22 protein-coding genes are annotated in these 26674 nt (G+C 72.4%); 12 read left to right on the top strand and 10 right to left on the bottom strand.

The window, feature by feature from the left end:
* Position 1 precedes the first annotated feature (1 nt).
* From ppk1 to N799_RS04565, 4 genes are all read left to right on the top strand, one after another.
* A complete protein-coding gene (gene ppk1 / locus N799_RS04550) occupies positions 2-2131 on the top strand; it encodes a polyphosphate kinase 1 (protein WP_081974691.1) in 2130 nt (709 codons plus the stop codon).
* Positions 2128-3675: a Ppx/GppA phosphatase family protein gene (locus tag N799_RS04555; RefSeq protein WP_052101223.1), complete on the top strand. Its 1548-nt coding sequence runs from the start codon at positions 2128-2130 to the stop codon at positions 3673-3675. The genes ppk1 and N799_RS04555 overlap by 4 nt, the downstream gene beginning before the upstream one ends.
* 101 nt (positions 3676-3776) lie before the next feature.
* Positions 3777-4949 (top strand): glycosyltransferase family 4 protein, encoded by a 1173-nt coding sequence (locus N799_RS04560; RefSeq protein ID WP_052101225.1) that lies wholly within the window; start codon positions 3777-3779, stop codon positions 4947-4949.
* On the top strand, positions 4912-5463 hold the full coding sequence (locus N799_RS04565; RefSeq protein ID WP_052101227.1) for a phosphatase PAP2 family protein: 552 nt from the start codon (positions 4912-4914) through the stop codon (positions 5461-5463). Before N799_RS04560 ends, N799_RS04565 begins: the two co-directional genes overlap by 38 nt.
* Positions 5464-5465: 2 nt before the next feature.
* Here the strand turns inward: N799_RS04565 and creD are convergent, their stop codons facing one another.
* From creD to N799_RS04585, 4 genes are all read right to left on the bottom strand, one after another.
* Positions 5466-6824 carry a cell envelope integrity protein CreD gene (gene creD, locus N799_RS04570; RefSeq protein ID WP_036208488.1) on the bottom strand — a complete coding sequence of 453 codons (1359 nt, stop codon included), beginning with the start codon at positions 6822-6824 and terminating at the stop codon, positions 5466-5468.
* 85 nt (positions 6825-6909) lie between these two features.
* Positions 6910-8352, bottom strand: a complete 1443-nt coding sequence (gene creC, locus N799_RS04575) for a two-component system sensor histidine kinase CreC (RefSeq protein ID WP_036208489.1) — start codon at positions 8350-8352, stop codon at positions 6910-6912.
* The gene (creB, locus tag N799_RS04580; RefSeq protein WP_052101231.1) at positions 8349-9059 is read right to left on the bottom strand and encodes a two-component system response regulator CreB; all 711 of its coding nucleotides are present in this window, start codon (positions 9057-9059) and stop codon (positions 8349-8351) included. The genes creC and creB overlap by 4 nt, the downstream gene beginning before the upstream one ends.
* Before the next feature lie 76 nt (positions 9060-9135).
* A complete protein-coding gene (locus N799_RS04585) occupies positions 9136-9783 on the bottom strand; it encodes a hypothetical protein (RefSeq protein WP_052101233.1) in 648 nt (215 codons plus the stop codon).
* 114 nt (positions 9784-9897) lie between these two features.
* Here N799_RS04585 and N799_RS04590 point away from each other — a divergent pair, with 114 nt between their 5' ends.
* On the top strand, positions 9898-10755 hold the full coding sequence (locus N799_RS04590; protein WP_036208491.1) for a 23S rRNA (adenine(2030)-N(6))-methyltransferase RlmJ: 858 nt from the start codon (positions 9898-9900) through the stop codon (positions 10753-10755).
* Between the two features lie 21 nt (positions 10756-10776).
* Here N799_RS04590 and mdoH read toward each other — a convergent pair whose 3' ends face one another.
* The 3 genes from mdoH to N799_RS04605 form a co-directional block, all read right to left on the bottom strand.
* Positions 10777-12789: a glucans biosynthesis glucosyltransferase MdoH gene (mdoH, locus tag N799_RS04595; RefSeq protein ID WP_081974692.1), complete on the bottom strand. Its 2013-nt coding sequence runs from the start codon at positions 12787-12789 to the stop codon at positions 10777-10779.
* Positions 12777-14291: an OpgD/OpgG family glucan biosynthesis protein gene (locus tag N799_RS04600; protein WP_152597809.1), complete on the bottom strand. Its 1515-nt coding sequence runs from the start codon at positions 14289-14291 to the stop codon at positions 12777-12779. Before N799_RS04600 ends, mdoH begins: the two co-directional genes overlap by 13 nt.
* An 86-nt stretch (positions 14292-14377) precedes the next feature.
* Entirely contained in the window at positions 14378-15313 is a 936-nt protein-coding gene (locus N799_RS04605) for a cation diffusion facilitator family transporter (protein WP_036208493.1), read from the bottom strand.
* A gap of 141 nt (positions 15314-15454) precedes the next feature.
* On the opposite strand from N799_RS04605, the gene N799_RS04610 reads away from it, so the two are divergent.
* The 5 genes from N799_RS04610 (at position 15455) to N799_RS04630 (ending at position 21227) form a co-directional block, all read left to right on the top strand.
* Positions 15455-16000, top strand: a complete 546-nt coding sequence (locus N799_RS04610; protein WP_036208495.1) for a GNAT family N-acetyltransferase — start codon at positions 15455-15457, stop codon at positions 15998-16000.
* A gap of 79 nt (positions 16001-16079) precedes the next feature.
* Positions 16080-19586 (top strand): transcription-repair coupling factor, encoded by a 3507-nt coding sequence (mfd, locus tag N799_RS04615; protein WP_036208497.1) that lies wholly within the window; start codon positions 16080-16082, stop codon positions 19584-19586.
* Positions 19587-19666: 80 nt separating this feature from the next.
* The gene (locus tag N799_RS04620; protein ID WP_052101235.1) at positions 19667-20194 is read left to right on the top strand and encodes a phosphoglycerate mutase family protein; all 528 of its coding nucleotides are present in this window, start codon (positions 19667-19669) and stop codon (positions 20192-20194) included.
* Positions 20195-20262: 68 nt separating this feature from the next.
* Positions 20263-20640, top strand: a complete 378-nt coding sequence (locus N799_RS04625) for a hypothetical protein (protein ID WP_036208499.1) — start codon at positions 20263-20265, stop codon at positions 20638-20640.
* A gap of 137 nt (positions 20641-20777) precedes the next feature.
* A complete protein-coding gene (locus N799_RS04630) occupies positions 20778-21227 on the top strand; it encodes a hypothetical protein (protein WP_152597810.1) in 450 nt (149 codons plus the stop codon).
* A 15-nt stretch (positions 21228-21242) separates the two neighbouring features.
* Here the strand turns inward: N799_RS04630 and N799_RS04635 are convergent, their stop codons facing one another.
* The 3 genes from N799_RS04635 to N799_RS04645 form a co-directional block, all read right to left on the bottom strand.
* Positions 21243-22103, bottom strand: coding sequence for a pirin family protein (locus tag N799_RS04635; RefSeq protein ID WP_036208505.1), 861 nt, complete (start codon positions 22101-22103; stop codon positions 21243-21245).
* A gap of 244 nt (positions 22104-22347) precedes the next feature.
* Complete coding sequence (rlmKL, locus tag N799_RS04640; RefSeq protein ID WP_036208508.1) at positions 22348-24507, bottom strand: bifunctional 23S rRNA (guanine(2069)-N(7))-methyltransferase RlmK/23S rRNA (guanine(2445)-N(2))-methyltransferase RlmL; 2160 nt, start codon at positions 24505-24507, stop codon at positions 22348-22350.
* 1 nt (position 24508) lies between these two features.
* Positions 24509-25033 (bottom strand): alpha/beta family hydrolase, encoded by a 525-nt coding sequence (locus N799_RS04645; RefSeq protein WP_036208511.1) that lies wholly within the window; start codon positions 25031-25033, stop codon positions 24509-24511.
* A gap of 112 nt (positions 25034-25145) precedes the next feature.
* On the opposite strand from N799_RS04645, the gene N799_RS04650 reads away from it, so the two are divergent.
* Both N799_RS04650 and tesB read left to right on the top strand, forming a co-directional pair.
* Positions 25146-25721 (top strand): N-acetylmuramoyl-L-alanine amidase, encoded by a 576-nt coding sequence (locus N799_RS04650; protein WP_036208513.1) that lies wholly within the window; start codon positions 25146-25148, stop codon positions 25719-25721.
* A 55-nt stretch (positions 25722-25776) separates the two neighbouring features.
* The gene (tesB, locus tag N799_RS04655; RefSeq protein ID WP_036208515.1) at positions 25777-26673 is read left to right on the top strand and encodes an acyl-CoA thioesterase II; all 897 of its coding nucleotides are present in this window, start codon (positions 25777-25779) and stop codon (positions 26671-26673) included.
* Position 26674 lies beyond the last annotated feature (1 nt).

The following is a 26674-nucleotide window of genomic DNA, read 5'->3' on the forward strand; positions in this document are numbered from 1 at the left end:
GATGAACCGTTCCAGCGAAATCGACCCGGTCGGCCGCGCCCCGCTGGACGCCGGCCTCTACAGCGACACCTCCGCCGTCGATCCGCTGCGCGACCCGTCGCTGTACGCCAACCGCGAGCTGTCGCAGCTCGACTTCAACTTCCGCGTGCTGGCCCAGGCACAGGACCCGCAGGTGCCGCTGCTGGAGCGGCTGCGCTTCCTGTGCATCAGTTGCACCAACCTCGACGAATTCTTCGAGATCCGCGCCGGCACGCTGCGCCACGCGCAGGACCTGGGGCTGGTGGCCGGGCCGGACGGGCTGCCGCCGGCGGCGGTGCTCTCGCGCATCCACGACCGCGCCGCCGAGCTGGTCGACGCCCAGTACGAATGCTGGAACACCGTGCTGCGGCCGGCGCTGAACGAGTCCGGCGTGCGGGTGCTGGCGCGCGACAACTGGAGCGCGCCGGTGGCCGCGTGGCTGCGCGACTACTTCCGCGACGAGATCATGCCGGTGCTGTCGCCGCTGGGGCTGGACCCGGCGCACCCGTTCCCGAAGATCCTCAACAAGTCGCTCAACATCGTGGTGGTGCTGCACGGCCGCGACGCCTTCGGGCGCGACGGCAACCTCGCCATCGTGCGGGCGCCGCGCTCGCTGCCGCGCATCATCCAGGTACCGGAGGAGGTCGGCGGCGGCCCGACCGACTTCGTGTTCCTGTCGGCGGTGCTGTCGGCCTTCGTCGACGAGCTGTTCCCCGGGATGGAGGTCAGGGGCGCCTACCAGTTCCGGGTCACCCGCAACTCCGAGCTGCTGGTCGACGAGGAGGAGGTCGACAACATCGCCCTCGCCCTGCGCGACGAGCTGGTCGGCCGCGGCTACCTGCGCGCGGTGCGGCTGGAGATCGCCGAGCAGTGCCCCGAGCCGATCGTCCGCACCCTGCTCGAGAACTTCGACCTGACCGAGAACGCGGTCTACCGGATCAACGGCCCGGTCAACCTCAACCGCGCGGTGCAGGTGTACGACCTGGTGCAGCGCGCGGACCTGAAGTTCCCCCCGTTCCAGCCGCGCCCGCTGCCCGGCGCCGACAGCATGTTCGAGACGGTCGCGCGCGGCGACGTGCTGCTGCACCACCCGTTCGACGCTTTCACCCCGGTGCTGGAGATGCTGCGCCAGGCCGCCGACGACCCGAACGTGCTGGCGATCAAGCAGACCCTGTACCGCTCGGGCAAGGACTCGCAGATCGTCGACGCGCTGGTGCAGGCCGCGCGCAAGGGCAAGGACGTGACGGTGGTGGTGGAGCTGCGCGCGCGCTTCGACGAGGAGGCCAACCTCGGCTTCGCCGATCGCCTGCAGGAGGCCGGGGTGCAGGTGGTGTACGGCGTGGTCGGCTACAAGACCCACGCCAAGATGCTGTTGATCGTGCGCCGCGAGGGTGCGCGCCTGCGCCGCTACGTGCACCTGGGCACCGGCAACTACCACGCCGGCACCGCGCGCCAGTACACCGACCTGGGCCTGATCACCGCCCATCCGGACATCGGCAACGACGTCCACCTGATCTTCCAGCAGCTGTCCGGGCTGGCCCCGCAGCTGCAGCTCAAGTGCATGCTGCAGTCGCCGTTCACCCTGCACGGCGGCGTGCTGCGGCGGATCGAGCGCGAAATCGCGCACGCGCTGGACGGCCGTCCGGCGCGGATCGTCGCCAAGATGAACGCCCTCAACGAGGAGCGCGTGATCCGCGCGCTCTACCGCGCCTCGCAGGCCGGCGTACAGATCGACCTGATCGTGCGCGGCGCCTGCACCCTGAGGCCGGGCGTGCCGGGGGTCAGCGAGAACATCCGCGTGCGCTCGATCGTCGGCCGTTTCCTCGAACACAGCCGGGTCTACTGGTTCGGCAACGACGGCGAGCCGGAGCTGTTCTGCGCCAGTGCCGACTGGCTGGAACGCAACCTGCTGCGCCGGGTCGAGACCTGCTTCCCGATCCTCGACCCGTTGCTGGCAACGCGCATCCGCGAGGAGGCGCTGGACAACTACCTGGGCGACAACCTCAACGCCTGGCTGCTGCAGGCCGACGGCGGGTACGTGCGCGTCGAACGCGCCGACGGTGCCGAGCCGCACTCGGCCCAGGCCTGCCTGCTGGCGAAGCTGTGCGCATGAGCGAGCTGTCGCTGCCCGGCGAGGACTTCCCGACCTCGGCGCTGGCGCTGCGCGACGGCGACCTGCTGGCCGCGGTGGACCTGGGTTCCAACAGCTTCCACATGGTGGTCGCGCAGTACCTGCTGGGGCAGTTGCGGGTGGTCGACCGGCTGCGCGAGCAGGTCCGGCTGGCCGAGGGCCTGGACGGGCGCGGCGGGCTGTCGGCGGAGGTGCGCACGCGCGCGTTCGAGTGCCTGTCGCGCTTCGGCCAGCGCATCCGCGACATCCCGCCGCAGCAGATCCGCGCGATCGCGACGAACACCGTTCGCCGGCTGGCCTCGCCGCAGTCGTTCCTGATGCCGGCCGAGAGCGCACTCGGGCACGCCATCGAGGTCGTCTCCGGCCGCGAGGAAGCGCGCCTGATCTACCTCGGCGTCGCCCACGCGCAGCCGTCCAGGCCCAACGAGCTGCGGCTGGTGATCGACATCGGCGGCGGCTCCACCGAATGCATCATCGGCAGCGGTTTCGAGGCGATCGAGCGCGAGAGCCTGCAGCTGGGCTGCGTCGCCACCACCCGCCGGTTCTTCGGCGACGGCAAGCTGACCCGGCGCCGCTGGCAGGAGGCGCTGACCGAGGTCACCGCCGAGTTCCAGCAGTTCGCCGCGGCCTACCGTGCGCTGGGCTGGGACGACGCGATCGGCGCATCCGGCACCAACAAGGCGATCGGCGAGATCTGCGCGGCGATGAAGCTGACCAAGGGCGCGGTGATCGCCGACGCGCTGCCGCAGGTGCGCGACCGCCTGCTCGGCGCGGGGCGAATCGACGCGATCGACCTGCCGGGGCTGTCGGCCGACCGCCGCCCGGTCATCGCCGGCGGCCTGCTGATCCTGGAGGCGGCGTTCGACGCGCTCGGCCTGCAGCGGATGATGGTCAGCAAGGCGGCGATGCGCGAGGGCATGCTGCACGACATGCTCGGCCGCGGCGGCGCCGATGATCCGCGCGATGCATCGGTGGCCGCGCTGATGCTGCGCTACGGCATCGACAAGCCGCAGGCGGCACGCGTCGAGGCGACCGCGCTGCGGCTGTTCGACGACGTCGCCGGCGCGTGGAACCTCAGCATCGACGACCGCCTGATGCTGAGCCGCGCCGCGCGCCTGCACGAGCTGGGACTGACCATCGCCCACAGCCAGTACCAGGTGCACGGCGCCTACGTGGTCGAGCACACCGACATTTCCGGCTTCTCGCGGCAGCAGCAGCAGTTCCTCGCCGCGCTGGTGCGCACGCATCGCCGCAAGGTGCCGAAGTCCGCCTTCGACGCCCTGCCCGACCGCCTGCTGCCGGCGGTGCGCCAGCTGTCGGCACTGCTGCGGCTGGCCGTGCTGATGCACCGCGCGCACGAGGCCGACCCGATCCCCCGGCTGGACGCGAGTGCCGACGGCGACCGCCTGACCGTGACCCTCGACCGCCGCTGGCTGGCCGCGCGGCCGCTGCTCAACGCCGACCTCGACGGCGAGCCGGCCGACATGGCCGCACTGGGCGTGCGGCTTCGCATCGCTGCGGACTGACGCCGGCGCGGCCGTCGCGCGCCGCTGTCATCCCGCAGTCACCGCCCTGCCATCCGCGCTTCATCGGCCCCGCGCATCCTCTGCGGAACCGGAGAACGCGCATGCGCTACGCGATCGTCACCGAGACCTACCCGCCCGAAGTCAACGGCGTCGCATTGACGGTCCACGGTTTCGAGCAGGGTCTGCGCGCCCGCGGCCACGCGATCGACCTGGTCCGCCCGCGCCAGCACGACGACGCCGGTGGGGACACGCGCGAAGGCGATGACGCGATGCTGGTCCGCGGCGCGCGCCTGCCGCGCTACCCCGGCCTGCAATTCGGCCTGCCGGCGCGGCACCGGCTGCTGGCGCACTGGCGCGCGCAACGCCCCGACGCGGTCTACATCGCCACCGAAGGTCCACTGGGCTGGTCGGCGCTGGCGGCGGCGCGGCGGCTGCGGATCCCGGTCGCCAGCGGCTTCCACACCCGCTTCGACCACTACATGCGCGACTACGGCGCGGGCTGGCTGGAGCCGGTGGCGCTGGCGTGGATGCGGCGCTTCCACAACCGCGGTGACGCCACCCTGGTGCCCACCGGCGAGCTGGCCGACGACCTGCGCACGCACGGCTTCGCCCACGTCCGCCGGCTGCCGCGCGGCATCGACCTGGACCGCTTCCACCCCGACCTTCGCGATGCCGGCATGCGATCCCGCTGGGGCGTTGGCGAAACCGGCCTGGCGGTGATCCACGTCGGCCGCATCGCCGCCGAGAAGAACCTCGCGCTGGCCGTACGCGCGTTCCGGGAACTGCAGGTCGTCCGCCCCGACGCCCGCTTCATCTGGGTCGGTGACGGACCCGAACGCGCCCGGCTGCAGGACGCCAACCCCGACTTCGTGTTCGCCGGCGTGCAGCGGGGCGAGGCGCTGGCGGCGCACTTCGCCAGCGCCGACCTGTTCCTGTTCCCGAGCCTCAGCGAGACCTTCGGCAACGTGACGCTGGAGGCGATGGCCAGCGGCCTGCCGATCGTCGCCTACGACTACGGCGCCGCGCGCGAGCACCTGCGCGACGCCGCCCCGGACGCGGTGGTCGCGCCCGGCGACGAAGCGGGCTTCATCGCCACCGCGCTGCGGCTGGCCGCCGACGACGACGCGCACGCGGCGACCGCTCGCGCGCTGCGCCCGGCGGTGGCACCGCTGCAACCGGACCGGGTGGTCGCCGACCTCGATGCACTGCTGCAGTCACTGGTGGAGGGCCGACGTGATGAACCGCAGTCCGTGGCACAAGCGCCTGGCGCTTGACGAGTCGTCCTGGTGCCTGCGCGCCAACCGCGTGTGCGAACGCGGGCCGTCGCGGGCCTACTTCGCCGCGATCAGCCGTCTCGGCGACGGCGTGTTCTGGTACGCGCTGATGGCGGCGATGGTGTTGCTGGACGGCTGGCGCGGGCTGGCCGCATCGGCCCACCTGGCTGCCACCGGCGCGATCGCGCTGGCGCTGTACCGGCTGCTCAAGCGCTGGACCCGGCGTCCGCGTCCGTTCGCCTCCGACCGCCGCATCCAGGCCTGGGTGGCGCCGCTGGACGAGTTCAGCTTCCCGTCCGGCCACACCCTGCACGCGGTCGCTTTCAGCCTGGTCGCGGTGGCGCATTACCCGGCGCTGGCGTGGCTGCTGGCGCCGTTCACCGCCAGCGTCGCCGCCTCGCGGGTGGTGCTGGGGCTGCACTACCCCAGCGACGTGCTGGCCGCCAGCGCGATCGGAACCGCGCTGGCGGCGTTGTCCCTCTGGCTGGTCCCGCTGGGACCTGCCATGGGCTGAGGCTACGGCCGCACCCGCGGCAGCGCCCCGCCCAGCTGGTACCAGTCGACCTTGCGGGTCACCGTCATCAGCGCCGCGAGGATCACGAACAGCAGCCCGGCCCCGAGCACCAGCGCGTTGTCCTCCGACACCAGCAGGCCGTACAGGCAGGCGTACAGCGTCGCCAGCATCGCCGCGAAGCCGAGCGCCCGCCAGACGCTGCGCAGCACCGCGCTGAGGTAGAACGCGATCAACCCGATGCAGGCCACCGCCGCGGCGAGGTAGGACCAGCCGAACGGGAAGTGCTCGCCGAGGCTGAGCAGCAGCAGGAAGAAGATCGCCAGCGCCAGCCCGACCAGTCCGTACTGGATCGGGTGGATCGGCAGCTGCTTGACCAGTTCGAAGATGAAGAAGCCGACGAAGGTCAGCAGCACGAACAGCAGGCCGTACTTGGTCGCGCGGTCGGTCATCGCGTAGGCGTCGACCGGATCGACCAGGGTGACGCCGACCGTCTCGGCCATGGCGACCTCGCGCGGGCCGTCGTTGCCGCCTTCGCGGACGGCGTGCAGCAGGAAGTCACGCGCGTTGGTGGCGAGGCCGGGGATATCCCACTCGGCGCGGAAGCCGTCCCGGCCGATCTCGCGGCGCCGCGGCGAAGCACCGCCGAAGCCCGGGTGCGGCCAGCTGGAGGACAGCACGATGGTGTTGCTGTCACCCAGCGGCAGCACCGAGAGACGCTCGGTACCGGCCAGCACGAACCCCAGCCGCGCATCGATGCGGTGGGTCCGGCCCGGGCCGAGCGCCGCCAGCCGCACGTGCATGCCCTCGCCGGGGCGGTAGCCCTGGCCCGGCTCGGGTGTGCGCGCGGTGCCGTCGACCTCGAGGGTGGCCCGGCGCAGGCCGCTCACGTCGCCGATCGCGTAGCTCAGGTACGGCTCGCCGATGCGCCGGTCGGCCGCGGGGCCCGGATCGGCCGGGATCTCGACCTCGAACCGCGCCATCGCGGTGGCGTCCCACTCGTACACGCGCACCTGGTGCAGGTTGCGCCGCCGCACGTCGGGTCGCAGCTCGCCGTCGACCTCCAGCGCGGTCGGGAAGAACGTCCACGCGTCCTCGCGCACCCGGCTGGCAGTGCGAACGATGCCCTGCGCGTCGGCTTCCTCGACCTCGACCCGCTCCCGGTACGGCACCACCAGCACCGGCCCGGCGAACGTCTGCGCCCGGCCGTGGCTGGCGGCGACGTCGCGCACCACCTGCTGCCGGTACTCCTGCCGCTCATGCACGACGCCGCGCACCATCGCCAGCGGCACCAGGATCGCCAGCGTCATCCCGATCACCACCACCATCTTCATCCACAGCCGCACGTCACGTCCCTCCGTCATCGCAATGGACGGCAGGATCGGAGCCGCGGGTGCGGGGACGATGTGGCGTCGGTGAAGCGGGTGCGAAGTCGGCCGGGGCGCCAAGTCAGGGCGCCGCGGGCAGCACGAGGCGCGCGAGCGTGCCGCCGCCGTCGCGGCTCTCCAGCGCCGGGCTGCCGCCGTGCAGCGTCGCGACTTCGGCGACGAAGCACAGGCCCAGCCCGCTGCTGCGGCTGCCGCCACCGGGCCGGGGCAGCGAGTAGAAGCGCTCGAACACCCGCGGCAGCGCGTAGTCCGGCACACCGGGACCACGGTCGCGGACCTCGACCACGACGTCGCCCCCGCGCGCCTGTGCCGCCAGTTCGACCACGCTGCCGTCGGGCGCGAAGTCCAGTGCGTTGTCGACCAGGTTGGCCAGCGCCTGCCGCAGCAGGAAGCGGTCGCCGGCCACCGGCGCGGGCGCGTCGGCCTCGACCTGCAGCGACACGCCGCGCTGCGCCAGCGGCGTCGCACCGGACTCGACCAGCTCCGCCGCCACCTCGCCGGCCAGCGCGGCCAGGTCGACGGTCTCGGGCCGGTCGATCCGCTGGCGGTACTCGACCGCGGCCAGCGCCAGCAGCTTGTCGATCATCTGCGCCAGCCGCTCGCTCTGGGCGCGGATGCTGGCGGCGAAGCGCGCGCGGTCGGCGTCGGGCAGCGGCGCCTCCAGCAGTTCGGCGCTGCCGCGGATCGCCGCCAGCGGGCCTTTCATCTCGTGGGTGAGCGCGTGGACGTACTGCTCGACGTACTGCTTGCCTTCCAGCCGCGCGCGCATCGTCTCCAGCGCGTCGCCCAGCTCGCCGAACTCGCCGGCGGCGCGCGGCGGGCTGGCGCGCTCGCCGGCGGTCACCGCATGCGCGTAGCGGCGCAGGCCGCCGAGCTGCCGGGCAAGCCACCACGCGGCGAGCAGGCCGACCAGCAGCGCCGCACCCATCAGCACCGCACCCCAGCGCAGGATCACGCCCTGGCTGCGTTCGATGAACGGCTGCAGGGTGCGGTTGGGCTTGGCCACCGTCAGCACGCCGACGATGGCGCCGCCGGCATCGCGGATCGGCGCCGCCACGTGCATCACGGTCGAATCCGGGTCGTCGGCGCTGGCCGCGGTGGAGCGCGCGCCGTACTCGCCGCGCAGGGTCAGGTAGACGTCGTTCCAGCGCGAGTAGTCGGCGCCGGTGGCCTCGCCGGCGCTGTCGAACACGACGATGCCGCGTGCGTCGGTGACGTACACGCGGTAGCTGCCGGCACGCTTGTCGAACCCCCAGATGTCGGCGCCGAAGTCGCGCCCGGCCAGCGCGCGCACCCGCTGCGCGAACCGGCCGTCTGCAATGCGGCCGGCGAGGAAGTCGTCGGTCGCAAGCTCGGCCAGCAGGTTGGCGGTGTCGACCAGGCTGTCCTCCATCGCCTGCCGCACGCCGGGCTTGACCTGCTGCACGAACACCTGCGCCAGCAGCAGCGCGGCCAGCGCCACGATGACGAAGTAGCCGAGGAAGATCCGCAGCCCGATCTTCACCGCCGACCGCCTTCCGCCCCGGTGCCGGTTCCGGGGTCGATCGAGTAGCCCAGCCCGCGGTGGGTGCGGATCGGGTCCGTGCCGGGCGCGGCCTCGTGCAGCTTGGCCCGCAGCGTCTTGACGTGGGTATCGACGGTGCGGTCGCCGCTGCCGGGCGCGTCGCTCCAGACCCGGTCCATCAGCTGCGCGCGCGACAGTACCGCGCCGGGGCGACGCAGCAGGGCCGCGAGCACGCCGTACTCGTAGCGCGTGAGTTCCAGCAGGCGGCCGTGGTAGCGGAAGCGCAGGCCCTCGGCGTCGTGCTCGAAGCCGCCGTGGACGGTCGTTCCGGCGACATCCCCGGCCTGGCCGGCGCGGCGCAGCACCACCCGCACCCGGGTCGCCAGCTCGCGCGGGGAGAACGGCTTGGTCACGTAGTCGTCGGCGCCGATCTCCAGGCCGAGGATGCGGTCGGCCTCGGCGCCCTGCGCGGTCAGGAAGATCACCGGCAGCGCGCGGTCGCGCCGCAGCTCACGGCACAGCGCGAACCCGCCGATGTCGGGCAGGCCGACGTCGAGCACGGCGAGGTCGAAGGATTCGGCGCGCGCGCGGCGCAGCGCCTCACCGCCGGTCAGGCAGTGGACCGCCTCGAAGCCCTCCGCGCGCAGCGCGTACGCCACGGTGTCGGCGATGGCCGGCTCGTCTTCGACAATGAGGATGCGGGGCATGGCGTGCGCGGTCGCGAATGTCGTCCCCGCGGAGGATAGCCGGCGCCGCGGGTCGCGCCGCGGGTCGCACCGCAAGTCAGCGGGTGCGCTCCAGCGGCCGCAGCCACGCGGTCAGCGTGTGCGCCACCTCGCCGGCACCCGGTTCGGGCCAGTCCAGCGTGACCGTGACCGTCTCGCGCGGGGCATAGCCTCGCTTGCGCCAGAACTCGGTACGGTCGCGCCCGAACGGCGGCCGCAGCGGGTGTGTCGCCGGCCGGTCGACCGCGAGGAACGCGGTGCAGTCGAACCCGCCCAGTCCGCGCGCGTGCGATTCGCGTTCGTCGAAGAAACGGTGCCCGAGGCCGCGCCCGCGCCACGGCGCCGCGAGCATCGAATCGCGCAGCAGGAACACCCGCGACGGGTCGAGCCCGGCCGCGCGGAACGGTTCGCGGATCGCCTCGCACTCGTCCGCCAGCGGCAGTCCGGTCGACGCGCCGACCAGGGTGGCGCCGTCGGACACCAGCACCGCCACGCTGCGCCACGACGCCACGCATGGCGCGATTGCCTGCAGCGCGTGCAGCTCGTCGCCCGCATACAGGCTCGGCCATTCCCGCAGCACCTGCTGGCGAAGACGCGTGATCGCACCGACGCGGGGACCGATCGCCTGTCCGACAGACAGCTGCACGCTGGCGGTGCGCGCGGCCGGATGGTCGTGGTGCCCGGCGGCAACGGTGAGTGGCGTCATGGCAGGCGGCATCGTCGATCCCTGGCGTAGTGGGTCACCCGGGACATACCCGGCTGGGTCGGGAGTTTGAACGCAAACCACTCCGGGCGCCGGCCGCCGCGCTACCCTTCCGCGATGAACTACCGCCACGCCTTCCATGCCGGCAACCACGCCGACGTGCTCAAGCACGTCGTGCTGCTGTCCCTGTGCGACGCGCTGACCGCCAAGCCGGCACCGCTGTTCGCGATGGACACCCACGCCGGCCGCGGCCTGTACGCGCTCGACAGCGCATCGGCGCAGCGCACCGGGGAGGCCGAGGGCGGCATCGCCCGGTTGATCGCCGAGGCGCCCCGGCACCCCGCCATCACCCGCTACCTGGCCGCGGTGCGCGCCTGCCGCAACGGGCATGGCGGCACCGCCTACCCGGGCTCGCCGTGGCTGCTCGCGCATGCGCTACGCGAGCAGGACCGCATCGCCGCCTGCGAGCTGATGCCCGAGGAGGCCGGCCAGCTGAAGGCCAACTTCGCCGCCGACCCGCGCGTGGCGACGCATGCGCGCGACGGCTACGCCGCGATGAAGGCGTTGCTGCCGCCACGCATCGGCGAGACCCGCTTCGCCCGCGGACTGGTGCTGGTCGACCCGCCGTACGAGGCGCAACTGGAGGAATTCGACCGCATCCTCGCGGCACTGCGTGACGCACTCGGCCGCTGGCCGCAGGGCACCTACGCCGTGTGGTACCCGATCAAGCGGCGGCGGTCGCTACAGCCGTTCTTCCGCCGCGCCGCGACGCTGCCGGGGAAGGGCGTGCTGGTGGCCGAACTGATGGTCCACCCCGACGACTCGCCGCTGCGCATGAACGGCAGCGGCATGCTGCTGGTCAATCCGCCGTGGCAGTTCGACCAGCTGCTGGGCGAGGTGTCGCCACGGCTGCAGCACGCACTCGCCGGGACCGGTGCCTCGTCGCGGGTGGAGTGGCTTAAGCAGCCGGCCTGAACGAACCCGCTCGCACGCCCGTCAGCCGCCCTTCGCTCCGAGGCGCGCGGCCAGCGACACATCCTTGTCGCGCAGCCAGGCCATGGCCACGGCCGCGCGTTCGCGCAGCCACTCCGGCGGCTGCGGCAACGACGGCAACCGCAGCGACTGCGGCGACGCCCACGGGTTGCCACGCAGGCCCTGGGCCCGCGCCAGTACCGGCGGTGGGGTCGATTCCTCCGGCGTGCGGAAGATGCCGGCGCGCCGCAGCCAGCGGCTCGGCGACGGCGCCGAAGTCAGCGCCACCAGCGGGATCGACAGGATCATCCCGCCCAGCACCGGACTCATCCACAGCGCCAGCGGCGGCGACACCAGGGTGGCCGCGACCGCCAGCAGCACGCCGCAGAGGGTCACGCCGCCGTACTGGCGCACCAGCCCCCACCACGGCAGCGTGCCGTCGTCGCGACGCTGGCTTTCCCAGCCCGAGTCGCGCCCCGCCAGCACCTCCAGCACCCCGCGCGACTGCACGTACATCGTGATCGGCGCCATCAACGTGGTCAGCGCGGTCTCCAGCAGCAGGCCGCCGAGCATGCGCCGGGCGCCGCCGCAGCCGCGCCGCGCCCACGGGTCGAAGAAGGTCAGCAGGAAGCCGAGCAGCTTGGGCCCGATCAGCAGCAGCATGGTCAGGCCGAACACCCACAGGAACCGTGCCTGCGCCTCCCGCCCCACAGTTTCGGGGACGGAACCGACCGCGGCCCACTCGCCGGACATCGTCATCAGCAGTCCGATCACGATCAGCATCGCCCAGATCGGGGCGGTGATGTAGTGGCCGATGCCGGTCACCAGGTGCCAGCGGCTGAGCCAGTGCAGGCCGCGCGCGGGCAGCACGCCGGCGTGCTGCAGGTTGCCCTGGCACCAGCGACGGTCGCGCACCAGCATGTCGGTCAGCGACGGCGGCCCTTCCTCGAAGCTGCCGCCCAGGCCGGGCACCAGGTGCACCGCCCAGCCGCCACGGCGCAGCAGCGCCGCTTCGACGAAGTCGTGGCTCAGGATCGCGCCGCCGAACGGCTTGCGCCCCGGCATCGCCGGCAGCCCGGCACAGCCGGCGAAGGCCGCGGTGCGGATGATCGCGTTGTGGCCCCAGTAGTTGCCGTCGGTGCCGTGCCACCAGGCATTGCCGGTGGCCAGCACGCGGCCGTACACCCGCCCGGCGAACTGCTGCATGCGGGCGAACACGGTGTTGCCGTTGACCACGACCGGCAGGGTCTGGATCAGGCCGACGCCGGAGTGGCGCTCCATCGCCATCGCCAGCCGCACGATCGACTTGCCGGTCATCAGGCTGTCGGCGTCGAGGATCAGCATCTGCGGGTACGCGCCGCCGAACCGCCGCACCCACTCGGCGATGTTGCCGGCCTTGCGTTCGTGGTTGTCGGCGCGCAGGCGGTAGTACAGCGGCGAGCCGCCGTCGATGCGCCGCCGCAGCGCCGCGAACGCACCGGCCTCGCGGATGCGGATTTCGGGACGGGTGGTGTCGCTGAGGATGAAGAAGTCGAAATCACAGGCGCGGCCGGTGCGGGCCAGCGACTCGTGGATCGCCTGCACGCCGGCCATCAGCCGCTCGGGGTCCTCGTTGTAGGTCGGCACCAGCAACGCGGTACGGGTGCGCAACGCCGGCAGCGGTCCGCCGTCGATCAGGCCGAGCCTGCCGCGCCGGCGGTAGCCGTGGACGATGATGGCGAAGCCCGCCAGCGCACTGGCGAAGCTCTGCGCGACGAACACGAACAGCACCGCGAACAGCGCCAGGCCGAGGTACTCCAGCGCGTACAGGCCGTTGCTGGCCAGCGCCCAGGCCAGTTGCCCGGTGGCGGTGGCGGTGAGCACGGCGGTGCCGCCGAAGACCCACGCGCGGCGCCAGCGGATGTGCACCGGCGCGCCGGGCAGCGGCGGTGCCGGCGCGGCGTCGTCGAAGGATTGCACCGGCATCGCCAGTGGCGCCTCGGCCGGCAGCAGCGGCGCGCCCAGGTCGTGGCCGGGGGAAGGGGTCATCGCAGCCATCGGTACAGCCAGGTCTCGGAGAGGGGTTTGCCGTCGCGGCCGAGCACGCGCGCCTGCAGTTCGGACACGTCGGCGGCGCCGGGTTCGAGCAGAAAGGCCGCGCGCCAGCCGCCGGCCTCGGGGTTGGCGTGGACCACCGCGCTGCCGATCGTGCCGGCACTGGCGGTGACATCGAGGCGGGCCGACGCCGGGTCCAGCGTCGCCAGCGCGTCGCCTTCGAGGTCGAGCACGAACTCACGCCCGCGGCCGCCCGGCGCCGCACCGGCGCGCGTGCGCGCGACGCGTGCCAGCGCCGGTTGCCACCGGTGCCCGTCGCCCCAGTGCAGGCGGTAGCCGAAGCGGTGCTCGCGGCCGGCGCGCAGTGCGCGGTGCGGCCGCCAGAACGCGACGATATTGTCCTGGTACTCGTCGGCGGTGGGGATCTCGAACAGATGCACGCGGCCGTCGCCCCAGCCGTCGCCGGGCTCCACCCACAGGCCCGGACGCTGGTGGTAGCGCGCTTCGCTGTCGCCGTAGTCCGCGTAGCGGCGCTTGCGCTGCATCAGGCCGAAGCCGCGGACATCGTCGAAGGTGCTCTCCTGCAGTGTGCGCGGGTTCTGCAGCGGCCGCCACGCGGGCGAGCCGTCGCGCCCAAGCAGCGCCAGGCCGTCGGAGTCGTGCACCGCGTCGCGGTAGTCGTCGATGCCGGCGCGGTCGCCGGCGTCGAAGTAGTACATGCTGGTCAGCGGCGCGATGCCGACGGTGTCCAGCGCCACCCGCGGGTACAGCCGCGCGTCGACCTCCATCAGCGTCTCCGCGCCGGGGTGCACGACGAACCGGTAGGCGCCGGCCACCGAGGCGCTGTCGAGCAGCGCGTGGATCACCAGCGCCTCGGCACCGGGTTGCGGCCGCTCGATCCAGAACCGGGTGAAGCGCGGAAACTCCTCGCCCGCCGGGTCGCCGGTGCCCAGCGCCAGCCCGCGCGCCGACAGCCCGTAGACCTGTCCGCGGGCAACCGCGCGGAAGTAGCTCGCGCCGAGGAAGGCGCAGACCTCGTCGAGGTAGTCGGGCGTGTTGATCGCCGCATGCGCGCGGAAGCCGGCAAAGCCGATGTCGCCAGCCGACGCGGCTTCCTCCGCGCTGCGGCCGAAGTCGAACTGCCCGGCCCGGTACGGCACCGGCACCGCCTGTCCGTCGACCACCTGGTCGATGCGCACGCGCTCGCGGTGGACCGAGCCGCGGTGGAAGAACTGCAGCTCGAAGCCGCGCCCGTCACCGCGCCACAGCGACTCGGCGGGACGGAAGCGGATGTCGCGCCAGCGGTCGTAGTCGGCGCCGGCCAGCCACGCCGGCAGGTCGCGCGACGGCGGCACGAACGGCGCCGCCGCCAGCGCGCGCGCCAGCCGCGCGACGGTGCGATCGTCGAAGGGCTCGGCCTCCGCCACCGCGCCCCGGGCAACGCCCGGCAGGGCGCAGGCGAGCGGGAGCCACAGCGCGGCCTTCAGCAGCTGGCGTCGGTGCAAGGGGGAACCTGCAGTGCAAACAAACGCGCGACCTTACGGCCGCGCGCGTCAAGGGGGCGCGAAAGCGCGCCGGCCGTCTCCGGGGTTCAGGCCAGCGGCTGCGGGGCGTCGTGGCTGTCGGTGCAGTCGGGCTCGAAGAAGCTCCAGCGCACCTCCGGGAAGGCCTGCTTCAGCGCCTTCTCGACCACGTTGATCTCCGCCACCATCGCCTGCACGTCGCGCGCGGGACGCATCCGCGCCTTGGTCGCGACCATCGCCTCGTTGCCCAGTTGCAGGGTGATCAGGTTGAGCACCTGCTCGATCTCCGGGCGGCCATCGAGGAACTGCTTGATCTGCGCCTGCCGCTCGGGGTCGACGCTCTGGCCGATCAGCATCGCCTTGACCTCGATCGCCACGAACACCGCCACCACGATCAGCAGCGCGCCGATGCCGATGGTGCCGATTGCGTCCCACAGCGGGTTGCCGGTGACCATCGTCGCGACCACCGCGATCAGCGCGAACACCAGGCCCAACAGCGCCGCGAGGTCCTCGCCGAAGATCACCACCAGTTCGGCCTGGCGGCTCTCGCGGAACCAGCGCCACATGCTGCGCTCGCCGCGGGACTTGTTGACCTCCTGGATACAGGTCCGCATCGAGATCCCCTCGACGATGATGCCGAAGGTCAGCACGCCGACCGCCCACCACAGGCTGCTGCCGGCGCCGACCTCGTCCGCCTGCAGTTTGTGGATGCCCTCGTACAGCGAGAACATGCCGCCGACGGTGAACAGCATCACCGCGACCAGGAAAGACCAGAAGTAGATCGCCTTGCCGTAGCCCAGCGGGTACTCCGGTGACGGCGGCGCCTTGGCCTGCTTGAGGCCGAGCAGCAGCAGGCCCTGGTTGCCGCAGTCGGCCAGCGAGTGGACGGTCTCGGCGAGCATCGCGCTGGAGCCGGTGAAGAACGCCGCGGTGCCCTTCGCGACGGCGATCGCGAAGTTGGCGCCCAGGGCGTAATAGATCGCGCGCGAGGAATTGCCTGCCATGGTCGATCCCGGGTGAGTGCTGTTCGAAGGCGGCGGAGTCTAGCACCGCTCCCCGTGTCGACCCGGTGGGCGGCCCGGCGTTACGCGGTCGTGAGTGTTGAATGAAGAAGGCGCAACGGGGGCCTATGCCACTATCTCCCCATGGCCACGCGCGAACGCCTTCCCCCCTGGCACGAACGCCAACGTCTGCCCAACGGCCGCGAGGTGCTGATCCGTCCGATCCGCCCGGAGGATGCCGAACCGTTGCGCGCCGGCTTCGCCCTGCTGGAACCGGAGGAGGTGCGCCAGCGCTTCCTCAGTTCACTGCGCGAGTTGCCGGCCGAGGACGCCGAGCGGTTCACGCGGATCAACCCCAAGAACGAGTTCGCGCTGGTCGCGGCCGAGCCGCTGCCCCCCGGCGAGGCGCTGGTCGGCGCGGTGGCGCGGATCTCGGTCGACCCGGACGGCCGCGCCGGCGAGTTCGCCATCCTGGTCAGCCACTACATCGCCAACATGGGCCTCGGCCGCTACCTGATGACCCGGCTGGTGAAGTGGGCCAAGGGCAAGAAACTCGAACGGATCTACGGCGACGTGTTCGAGCACAACCACCCGATGCTGTCGCTGGCCGAGTCGCTGGGTTTCGAGCGCGAATCGCAGGACGACGCACTGGTGCGGGTGGTGCTGCGGCTCAAGCCGGCCGCGGCGTAGCCGGTTGAAACGACCCCGGCCGCCGGGCCCCGACGGTACACCCGGTCCGCGCGGCCGCATCGGCTAAAATCGCCGGTCCATGCAAGCGCCCACCCCTCTCCGCTCACCGTCGCCGCCGCTGCCACGGGCGGGCCAGCAGCGTGCCTGGTGGCGCGCGCCGGCCTCGCCCTCGGCGCTCGCCCACCACCTCGTCGAAGCCGCCCGCGCCCACGACGGCCCGCTGCTGGTGGTCGCGCGCGACAACCACGCCGCCCAGCAGCTGGAGTCCGACCTGCACACGCTGCTGGCCGGCGCCGCGGACGCGCCGGAAGTCGTGCACTTCCCGGACTGGGAGACCCTGCCGTACGACCACTTCAGCCCGCATCCGGAGATCGTCAGCCAGCGACTGGCCGCGCTGCACCGGCTGCCGACGCTCCGGCGCGGTGCGCTGGTCGTCGTTCCGGTGCAGACCCTGCTGCAGCGGCTGGCGCCGGTGCGGCACATCGTGGGCGGCAGCTTCGATGTCCGCGTCGGCCAGCGGCTCGACCTCGACGCCGAGAAACGGCGGCTGGAGTCGGCCGGCTACCGGCACGTGCCGCAGGTGCTCGACCCGGGCGACTTCGCGGTGCGCGGCGGCCTGCTCGACGTCTACCCGATGGGCGCCGACCAGCCGTTCCGGGTCGAGCTGCTCGACGACGAGATCGACACCATCCGCGGCTTCGACCCGGAGAGCCAGCGCTCGCTGGAGAAGATCGACGCGGTGCACCTGCTGCCCGGCCGCGAAGTGCCGCTGGACGAGGCCTCGCTCAAGCGCGCGCTCGACACCCTGCGCGAGCGCTTCGACCTCGACACCCGCCGCAGCGCGCTGTACCAGGACCTGAAGGCCGGCATCGCGCCGGCGGGCATCGAGTACTACCTGCCGCTGTTCTTCGATGACGGCCGCGGCGGCGACCCGACCAGCCTGCTGTTCGACTACCTCGACGGCCGCGCGCTGCCGGTGATCGGCGACGGCGCGCTGGAGGCGGCCGACGCGTTCTGGAAGCACACGACCGAGCGCTACGAGCAGCGCCGGCACGACGTCGAGCGGCCGCTGCTGCCGCCCGACGCGCTGTACCTGCCGCCCACCGCGCTGCGCGAGCGGCTCAACCAGAACGCGCGGATCGAGGTCTGCGGCGCAGACCATCCGCAGCGCGAACGGGCCGAACCGCTCGGCAGCCAGCCTGCCCCGTCGCTGCCGCTGGTCGCGCGCGACCACGAACCGGCCGCGGCACTGAAGTCTTTCCTTGGCAGCTACCCGGGCCGGGTCTTGGTCGCGGCCGATTCGCCGGGCCGGCGCGAGGCGCTGCTGGAGATCCTAATTGGGGCCGGGCTGGCACCGGCGGTGCTGCCGGCGTTCGGCGCCTTCATCGGCGACGCCGCCAACGCGCCGTCGTTCGCGGTCGCGGTCGCACCGCTGGCGGACGGCTTCGCGCTGGACGCGCCGCAGGTCACGGTGCTCACCGAGCGCCAGCTGTTTCCCGAACGCGCCAGCCAGCCGCGCCGGCGCAAGCGTGCGGGGCGCGAACCCGAGGCGATCATCCGCGACCTCGGCGAGTTGTCCGAAGGCGCGCCGATCGTCCACGAAGACCACGGCGTCGGCCGTTACCGCGGGCTGGTGGTGCTGGAGGCCGGCGGCGAGAAGAACGAATACGTCGAGATCGAGTACGCCAAGGGCGACCGCCTGTACGTGCCGGTCAGCCAGCTGCACCTGATCAACCGCTACTCCGGCGCATCGCCGGAAACCGCGCCGCTGCATTCGCTCGGCGGCGAGCAGTGGACCAAGGCGAAGAAGAAGGCGCAGGAAAAGGTCCGCGACGTCGCCGCCGAGCTGCTGGAAATCCAGGCCAAGCGGCAGGCCCGCGCCGGCCTCGCGATCGACGTCGACCGGTCGATGTACGAACCGTTCGCCGCCGCCTTCCCGTTCGAGGAGACGCCCGACCAGCACGCCGCGATCGAAGCGGTGCTGCGCGACCTGCAGTCCAGCCAGCCGATGGACCGCGTGGTCTGCGGCGACGTCGGCTTCGGCAAGACCGAGGTCGCCGTGCGCGCCGCGTTCGCCACCGCGATCGCCGGCAAGCAGGTCGCGGTGCTGGTGCCGACCACACTGCTGGCCGAGCAGCACTACCGCAACTTCCGCGACCGCTTCGCCGACTGGCCGCTCAAGGTCGAGGTGCTGTCGCGCTTCAAGACGACCAAGGAGATCAAGGCCGAGCTCGACAAGGCCGCCGAGGGCACGCTCGACGTGATCGTCGGAACCCACCGGCTGCTGCAGAAGGACGTGCGTTTCAAGAACCTCGGGCTGGTCATCGTCGACGAGGAGCAACGCTTCGGCGTGCGCCAGAAGGAGGCGCTCAAGGCGCTGCGTGCCAACGTCCACCTGCTCACGCTTACCGCCACGCCGATTCCGCGCACGCTCAACATGGCGATGGCCGGGCTGCGCGACCTGAGCATCATCGCCACCCCGCCGGCGCACCGGCTGGCGGTGCAGACCTTTGTCGTGCCGTGGGACGACAGCCAGCTGCGCGAGGCGTTCCAGCGCGAGCTGGCACGCGGCGGCCAGGTGTATTTCCTGCACAACGATGTCGAGAGCATCGGCCGCATGCACCGCGAACTGCAGGAACTGGTGCCCGAGGCGCGCATCGGCGTGGCCCACGGCCAGATGCCCGAGCGCGAACTCGAACGCGTGATGCTCGACTTCCACAAGCAGCGCTTCAACGTGCTGCTGTCGACCACGATCATCGAGTCGGGCATCGACATCCCCAACGCCAACACCATCATCATCAACCGCGCCGACCGCTTCGGCCTGGCCCAGCTGCACCAGCTGCGCGGCCGCGTCGGCCGCAGCCACCACCGCGCCTACGCCTACCTGGTCGTGCCGGACCGCAAGGCGATCACCGCCGATGCGAAGAAGCGGCTGGACGCGATCGAGGCGATGGACGAGCTCGGTGCCGGCTTCACCCTCGCCACCCACGACCTGGAGATCCGCGGCGCCGGCGAGCTGCTGGGCGAGGACCAGAGCGGACAGATGGCCGAGGTCGGCTTCAGCCTCTACACCGAGCTGCTGGAGCGCGCGGTGCGCTCGATCCGTCGCGGCGAGCTGCCGGACGTGGATGCGGTGGAGGCGCGCGGCGCCGAGGTCGAGCTGCACGTGCCGGCGCTGATCCCCGAGGATTACCTGCCCGACGTCCACACCCGCCTGACCCTGTACAAGCGCATCGCCGGCGCCCGTGACAGCGAGGAACTGCGCGAGCTGCAGGTCGAGATGATCGACCGCTTCGGCCTGCTGCCGGACCCGGCCAGGTACCTGTTCGCGACCGCCGAGTTGAAGCTGCAGGCGACCGCACTGGGCATCCGCAAGCTCGACATCGGCGAAGCCGGCGGGCGCATCCAGTTCGTCGAGAAGCCCAACGTCGACCCGATGGCGATCATCAAGCTGATCCAGGGCCAGCCGAAGCTCTACCGCATGGACGGCCCGGACAAGCTGCGACTGACGCTGGACCTGCCCGGCGCGCCGGAACGGTTCAACGCGGCGCGCGGCCTGCTGGCGATGCTGTCGACGGGGAAGTAGCGCCCACGCCCGGGCTTCCGGCGCTGGACGTGCCGGCGCAAACCGGTCAGGGTTCGGCCACGCAACCTCCGGAACCGTCCATGCGCATCGCCCGCCTCGCCACCCTGCTGACGGCCGCGCTGCTGGCCGCCTGCGCCACCGGCGGCGCGCCGGCACCGGGCACGGACGCCGCGGTCACCTTCGTCGTGGTGCGCCATGCGGAAAAGCTGGCCGACGGCTCCGACGACCCGCCGCTGACCGCCGAGGGCCACGCCCGCGCGCAGGCGTTGGCCGACAGCCTCGCCGGCTCCGACGTGGTCGCGGTCTACTCGACCGCCTACCGCCGTGCCCGCGCCACCGCCGGACCGACCGCACAGGCGCATGGCGTGACGATCACCCCCTACGACTCGCGGCAGCCGACCGACGGGTTCGCCGCCTCGCTGCTGCGCACGCACGACGCCGGCACCGTGCTGGTGGTCGGCCACAGCAACACCGCGCCGGCGATCGCCGCGGCCCTGTGCGGCTGCGAGGTGGCGCCGATGACCGAGGCCGAGTACGGCCGGCGGATGACGGTGCATGTCGACGGCGACGGCCAGGTGACCCTGCTGGTGGCGCCGTTGCCGCGCTGAGCCGGACCGGGCATGGCGTTCACGTCCGGCGCGCTAGCCTCCCGGGACTTTCCCGGCAAGGAACCGCCATGTCCCGCACGCTACTGCTCGCCTGCATGATCGCCGGCACCCTCCCCGCCTGTGCCAGCGGCGGCACCTCCACCGCACCGGTCGGCCAGCCGATCGTGATGCAGACCGGCGACCGCGTGGTCCTGCAGGACCGCTCGACCCTGCGCTACGTCGGGGTCACCGCCGACTCGCGCTGCCCGCCGGGCGTGCAGTGCATCCGCGCCGGCGATGCCGACGTCGCGTTCGAGCACACCCCCGAGGGCGGCAGCCCCGCGGCGATTTCGCTCAACATGCCGGAGACGCCCTCCACGTCCGTGGGCGGCTGGCAGCTGCGCCTGCTGTCGCTCGACTTCGGCGACGCGCCGGCGGCGACGGTGCAGGTCGACCCGGCGCCCTGACCGGGCGGCACGGGCCCATCGGCGACTTTGCCCCATTCATCCGGAACGGCTGACGAGCGGTTTGTCAATCCCCCGAATCTCGATTAATGTCGGAACCGCAGCCGCGAACGGTACGGCTGCGTACAGGGGGAATTCCAATGAAGAAGACGGCTTTTTGCCTGCCATTGCTGTTGTTGGCCGCCGGCGCGGCCCAGGCACAGGACATGGCGGGCTGTCCTCAACTGCCTGCCGGCTCGGACCTGATCTGGGAACACCGCGCCACCGGTGACGCCGATTTCTGCCGCGCGTTGCGTGCGGACGGCACCGAGGCCTTCGGGCTGTACATCAGCCGCGAGGCGACGTTCGAACCCAAGCGCTCCAACCGCGAGGAAGCCGGCGCGATCGACGGCCACGAGATCCACTGGTACCGCGCGGAACTGGTGACCAAGCCCAACATCGAGGCGCGCGAAACGCTGATCGAACTCGACGACGGCCGGGTCGCCCACATCTGGCTGCAGGCCGCCCCGGGCGACCCGCTGCAGAGCGCGTTCGAGATGGCCGGCAACCTGCGCTTCGGTGCCGACCGGCAGATCGCCGCGGGCCAGTAAACCGCGGGCGGTGGCTCAGAACCGCCCTTCCTGGTAGTCGACGAAGGCCTGCATCAGCTGCTCGCGGGTGTTCATGACGAACGGTCCGTGCCGCGCGACCGGTTCGCGCAACGGCCGCCCGGCGACCAGCAGCATCCGCGCGCCGGCATCGGCGGCCTGCACCCGCAGCAGCTCGCCACCACCGAGCACCGCCAGCTGCGGGGCCTGCAACGTCCGCGCGTCCTCCCCGCCGGCACCGACCGACACCTCGCCCTCGAACACGTAGGCGAAGGCGTTGTGGCCCCCGGGCAGCGCGTACTCCCACGCCGCACCCGCGGCCAGGGCGATGTCGAGGTACAGCGGCTCGGTCGCCGGCTGCGCGATCGGCCCGCGCACGCCGTCGACCTCGCCGGCCACCACCTTCACCGTGACGCCATCGGCCGGCGACACCTGCGGGATGCGGTCCGGGGCGAACTCCTGGTACCTGGGCTCGACCATCTTGTCGCGCGCCGGCAGGTTCACCCACAGCTGGAAACCGCGCATGCGGCCGGATTCCTGCTCCGGCATCTCCGAGTGCACCAGCCCGCGGCCGGCGGTCATCCACTGCACGCTGCCGGGCACGAGCACGCCCTCGTTGCCGTGGTTGTCCCTGTGGCGCATGCGGCCGTCGAGCATGTAGGTGACGGTCTCGAAGCCGCGGTGCGGGTGGTCGGGGAAGCCGGCGAGGTAGTCCTCCGGCCGGTCGGTGCCGAACTCGTCGAGCATCAGGAACGGGTCGAGGTCGGGCAGCTGCGGCGTACCGATCACGCGGGTCAGGCGCACGCCGGCGCCGTCGGAGGCCGGTACGCCGCGGACGGTGCGCGCGACGCGGGCATGGCGGGTGGTATCGGTGGTCATGGCGGGTTCCCGTGAGGTGTCACCGCAGGATGGTGGCCCTGTATATGCGAAGCCAGTGACATGGCTGCAAGCATGTGTTCCACCGGGTGAACGATGGGCGGCCCGCAATGTGTTTTTGACCGCCCGCGTCCGTAGGAGCGACGTAAGTCGCGACCGCGGACGGAATCGGGAACCCTGCACGGTCGCGACTTACGTCGCTCCTACAGGGAAACAGCCCTGCCGGCGACGTCCGGTCGCTACCCGCTCAGCGCCGCACCACCCGCCAGCAGCGGTGGATGCGGCCGTTGCGCTCGAAGTCCGGCGGAATGGTGCCCGCGCTGATCTCCTCGACCCGGGCGAATTCCGCCACCGCCGCGTCGTCCAGGCGGAAGCGGCGGAAATTGTTGGAGAAGTACAGCACGCCGTCGCGCGACAGCCGGGCCACCGCCGCGCGCAGCAGGCGCGCGTGCTCGGCCTGCACGTCGAAGTCGCCGGCGCGCTTGGAGTTGGAGAACGTCGGCGGGTCGCAGAACACCAGGTCGTACTCGCCGGTGTCGGCGGCCAGCCACGCCATCGCGTCGGCCTGCACCAGCCGGTGGCGGCCGCCGCCGACGCCGTTCTCCTGCAGGTTGTCGGCACACCACTGCAGGTAGGTGGCGGACAGGTCGACGGTGGTGGTGGTGCGGGCGCGGCCGATGGCGGCCTGCACGGTGGCCGCGCCGGTGTAGCCGAACAGGTTGAGGAAGCGCGCGTCCTCGGCCTCGTCGGCGATACGCAGGCGCATCGGCCGGTGGTCGAGGAACAGCCCGGTGTCGAGGTAGTCGAACAGGTTGACCCGCAGCCGCGCGTCGCCCTCGCGGACGACGATGAACTCGCCGCGCGCATCGAAGCGGCCGTACTTGCTGCCGCCCTTGCCGCGCGCGCGGGTCTTCAGCGCGACCTGCTCGCGCGGCACCGCGAAGACTTCGCGCGCCGCCGCCAGCAGTTCGTTGAGCCGTCGCCGCTGCACCGGCTCGGGGATGTCGGCCGGGGCGGCGTACTCCTGCACATGCAGGAAGGTGCGCGGGGCGGCCTCGTCGGTCTGGTAGACGTCGATCGCGGCGGCGTACTCGGGCAGGTCGGCGTCGTAGGCGCGGAAGCAGGTGACGCCCTCGCGCTGGCGCCAGGCCTTGAGCTTGCGCAGGTTGCGGCGCAGGCGGTTGGCGACCATCTGCGCGCCCTCGCCCAGCACGTCCTGCTGCGCCTGCGTAGCCCGCTCGCGCTGCGGCGGCGCGACCGGGTCGGCGAGGATCAGGGTGCATTCGATCGCGCCGTTGAACAGCTGGTACTTCTTCTGCGCGCGCAGGCCGGTGGCGTACGCCAGCTCGGCGTCGCCGCACAGCAGGCTCGCGCGCCAGCCGGGCACCGCCCGGCGCAGGCCGTCGCCGAGCGCGCGGTACAGCGCCGGGTCGGCGGCGAGGCGGATGTCGTAGGGCGGGTTGCAGACGGCCAGCCCGGTGGCGCGCGTGGACTCGGGGAGGCTGTCGGCGCCCAGCGCCTCGACGCCCGCGACCTGCAGGTCGATCACGCCGGCCAGCCCGGCCATCACCTCGTTGTCGCGCGCGGCGCGGATCGCATGCGGGTCGATGTCGCGGCCGAAGAACACGGGACGCAACGCGGCGCGGCCGGCCTGCTCGCGGGCCAGCGCGTCGTCGCGCAGGGCCTTCCACCCGGCAACGTCGAAGCCCTTCCAGCGGGTCGGGGCGAAGCTGCCGTGGCGCAGCAGGCCGGGGGCGACGTCGGCCGCCATCAGCGCGCCCTCGATCAGCAGCGTACCGCTGCCGCACATCGGGTCCAGCAGCGCGCCGCCATCGGCATACACCCTGGGCCAGCGACCCCGCAGCAGCACCGCCGCGGCGAGGTTCTCCTTCAGCGGCGCCTCGCCCTGCTGCTGGCGCCAGCCGCGCCGGTGCAGCGGGCCGCCGCCAAGGTCGACCGACAGGATCGCGCGACCCTTGCGCACCACCAGGTTGAGGGGCAGGTCGGGGTGCTCGACATCGACGTCGGGGCGCGCGCCGGTGGCGTCGCGCATCACGTCGACCACCGCGTCCTTGACCCGCTGCGCGGCGTAGCGCGCGTGGGTCAGGCCGTCGCCGGACACGTGGGCGTCAACCGCGATGGTGTCGCCATCGGCGAGGTGCTCCGGCCACGGCAGCGCGGCGATGCCGGCGTACAGCGCGCGCTCGTCGGCGCAGTCGAACTCCGCCAGCGGCCACAGCACCCGGCTGGCCAGCCGCGACCACAGCACCGCGCGCTGGGCGTCGACCAGCCCGCCCTCGACGTTGACCCCGGCGATGGCGGCGGTGGCGCGCGTGCAACCCAGCGCGACCAGTTCGTCGGCCAGCAGGTACTCCAGGCCCTTGCCGCAGCTTGCGAAGAACTTCATCTCACAAACTCGCCAGCAGTTGCCCGAAGGCGTCGGCGCTGTCCTGCACGTGCGCGGACAGGCGGTGGCCGTCGTCGACCATCAGCAGGCGGGCGCGGCGTGCGGCAGCCCACGCCACCACGTCGGCGGCGACGCACAGCTCATCGGCCCAGCCATGGACGATGGCGGTCGGCACCTCGGCGGCGTCGAGCGGGTGGGCCTCGTGCATGCGCACCGGCGGCGCCATCAGGAACAGCCCCGCGACCGGCACCTGCAGCGACACGTGGCCGGAGATCCACGCCCCCAGGCTCGACCCGGCCAGTACCACCGGCCCGCGTGCGGCGGCGGCGGTCGCCAGGCCATGCAGGCGGCGGACTCGCTCTGTCACATCGCCGAGATCGCTGACCTCGCGCATGGCGTCGAGGTCGGTGTAGTCGGGGCGTTCGCAGGTCCAGCCGAGGCGTTCGGCGGCCTCGGCCAGGGCGGTGACCTTGGTCGCGTCGGGGCCGCTTTCGAAGCCGTGGGAAAGGATGCAGTGTCCGCGCATGGGGGCTCGGGTCCTGGGAATCGGGGGGCACGCCGGCACGCCGCGCCGCCCCGGCGGCAAGAGCGCGGCGCGCGCGACGGGCGGGAATCCGCGCGATGCTAGCATCCGCGCCATGCCGTCCGCGCCGCCCCGCCTGCCGATCCGCGTCGATCCGCTGCCCTACGAGGACCGGCTGCTGCCGCGCGACCCGCTGCAGGTCGAGCTGGTGGTGATCCACTGCACCGAGCTGCCCGACCTCGCCACCGCGCGCGAGTACGGCGAGCGCGTGCTCTACCCCGACAGCGGCACCGGCAACAGCGGCCACTTCTACATCGACCGCGACGGCGGCGTGCACCGCTGGGTCGCGGTGGACCGCGTGGCCCACCACGTCGGCGGGTTCAACCCGCAGTCGGTCGGGATCGAGCTGGTCAATACCGGCCGCTACCCCGACTGGCTGGACTCGCGCCGGCAGGCGATGGACGAGGACTACAGCGACGCGCAACTGGCGTCGCTGGTGGCGCTGCTGCAGGTACTGCAGGCCGACCTGCCCGGCCTGCGCCACATCGCCGGGCACGAGGACCTCGACACCGCGATGGTCGAGGCCAGCGACGACCCGGCGCGGCAGGTGCACCGCAAGCGCGACCCGGGGCCGCGGTTCCCGTGGGCGCGGGTGCTGGACGCGGTCGCGCTGCAACGCCTGCGGCCCTGACCGGCTGCCACATACCGCCCGGTATAATCGCGGCCCCTGTTGCCGGTGGCCCCGCATGACCTCCCCTGTCTCCGAGTTGATCGACCTGCTCTCGCTGGAACGCCTCGAGGACAACCTGTTCCGCGGCCAGAGCCGCGACATCGGCACCAAGTACGTGTTCGGCGGGCAGGTACTCGGGCAGGCGCTGTCGGCCGCGCAGTGCACGCTGAAGGAAGCCCGCACCGCGCACTCGCTGCACGCCTACTTCCTCAAGGCCGGCGACATCGCCGCGCCGGTGGTCTACCAGGTCGACCGCACCCGCGACGGCGGCAGCTTCTCGGTGCGCCGGGTGACGGCGATCCAGCACGGCGGGCCGATCTTCTTCCTCGCCGCGTCGTTCCAGAAGGACGAGGACGGCGCCGAGCACCAGCTGTCGATGCCCGAGGTGCCGCAGCCGGAAGACATCGAGCCCGGCCACCCGGTGCCGCCGGACGTGATGGCGACGCTGCCGGACAAGGTCCAGCGCTGGCTGTCGAAGAAGGGCCCGTTCGAGTTCCGCCACGTCTACCCGCGCGACGAACTCAAGCCGCCCAAGCGCCCGCCCTACCAGCAGGTCTGGTTCCGCCTGAGCGAGCGCGTCGGCGACGCGCCGGAGCTGCACCGCGCCCTGCTCGCGTACGCCTCCGACTTCCACCTGCTGGGCACGGCGACCTTCCCGCACGGCATCAGCTACTACCAGCCGAACGTGCAGATGGCCTCGCTCGACCACGCGCTGTGGTTCCACCGCCCGTTCCGCGCCGACGACTGGCTGCTGTACTCGATCGACAGCCCCAGCGCGCAGGGCTCGCGCGGGCTGGCCCGCGGCATGATCTACGACCGCCACGGCCACCTCGTCGCCAGCACCGCGCAGGAAGGCCTGATCCGGGTGGTCAAGGACGCCGCCGCGGCCGGCCACGTGCCCGCGCGCGGCTGAC

The organism is Lysobacter arseniciresistens ZS79, from assembly GCF_000768335.1.
GTDB lineage: Bacteria > Pseudomonadota > Gammaproteobacteria > Xanthomonadales > Xanthomonadaceae > Novilysobacter > Novilysobacter arseniciresistens.

Bases quoted from the DNA above. Each gene is read 5' to 3' on its own strand.
- ppk1 (WP_081974691.1), top strand. From the start codon at position 2: ATGAACCGTTCCAGCGAAATCGACCCGGTCGGCCGCGCCCCGCTGGAC.
- N799_RS04555 (WP_052101223.1), top strand. From the start codon at position 2,128: ATGAGCGAGCTGTCGCTGCCCGGCGAGGACTTCCCGACCTCGGCGCTG.
- N799_RS04560 (WP_052101225.1), top strand. From the start codon at position 3,777: ATGCGCTACGCGATCGTCACCGAGACCTACCCGCCCGAAGTCAACGGC.
- N799_RS04565 (WP_052101227.1), top strand. From the start codon at position 4,912: ATGAACCGCAGTCCGTGGCACAAGCGCCTGGCGCTTGACGAGTCGTCC.
- creD (WP_036208488.1), bottom strand. From the start codon at position 6,824: ATGACGGAGGGACGTGACGTGCGGCTGTGGATGAAGATGGTGGTGGTG.
- creB (WP_052101231.1), bottom strand. From the start codon at position 9,059: ATGCCCCGCATCCTCATTGTCGAAGACGAGCCGGCCATCGCCGACACC.
- N799_RS04585 (WP_052101233.1), bottom strand. From the start codon at position 9,783: ATGACGCCACTCACCGTTGCCGCCGGGCACCACGACCATCCGGCCGCG.
- N799_RS04590 (WP_036208491.1), top strand. From the start codon at position 9,898: ATGAACTACCGCCACGCCTTCCATGCCGGCAACCACGCCGACGTGCTC.
- mdoH (WP_081974692.1), bottom strand. From the start codon at position 12,789: ATGGCTGCGATGACCCCTTCCCCCGGCCACGACCTGGGCGCGCCGCTG.
- N799_RS04605 (WP_036208493.1), bottom strand. From the start codon at position 15,313: ATGGCAGGCAATTCCTCGCGCGCGATCTATTACGCCCTGGGCGCCAAC.
- N799_RS04610 (WP_036208495.1), top strand. From the start codon at position 15,455: ATGGCCACGCGCGAACGCCTTCCCCCCTGGCACGAACGCCAACGTCTG.
- mfd (WP_036208497.1), top strand. From the start codon at position 16,080: ATGCAAGCGCCCACCCCTCTCCGCTCACCGTCGCCGCCGCTGCCACGG.
- N799_RS04620 (WP_052101235.1), top strand. From the start codon at position 19,667: ATGCGCATCGCCCGCCTCGCCACCCTGCTGACGGCCGCGCTGCTGGCC.
- N799_RS04625 (WP_036208499.1), top strand. From the start codon at position 20,263: ATGTCCCGCACGCTACTGCTCGCCTGCATGATCGCCGGCACCCTCCCC.
- N799_RS04630 (WP_152597810.1), top strand. From the start codon at position 20,778: ATGAAGAAGACGGCTTTTTGCCTGCCATTGCTGTTGTTGGCCGCCGGC.
- N799_RS04635 (WP_036208505.1), bottom strand. From the start codon at position 22,103: ATGACCACCGATACCACCCGCCATGCCCGCGTCGCGCGCACCGTCCGC.
- rlmKL (WP_036208508.1), bottom strand. From the start codon at position 24,507: ATGAAGTTCTTCGCAAGCTGCGGCAAGGGCCTGGAGTACCTGCTGGCC.
- N799_RS04645 (WP_036208511.1), bottom strand. From the start codon at position 25,033: ATGCGCGGACACTGCATCCTTTCCCACGGCTTCGAAAGCGGCCCCGAC.
- N799_RS04650 (WP_036208513.1), top strand. From the start codon at position 25,146: ATGCCGTCCGCGCCGCCCCGCCTGCCGATCCGCGTCGATCCGCTGCCC.
- tesB (WP_036208515.1), top strand. From the start codon at position 25,777: ATGACCTCCCCTGTCTCCGAGTTGATCGACCTGCTCTCGCTGGAACGC.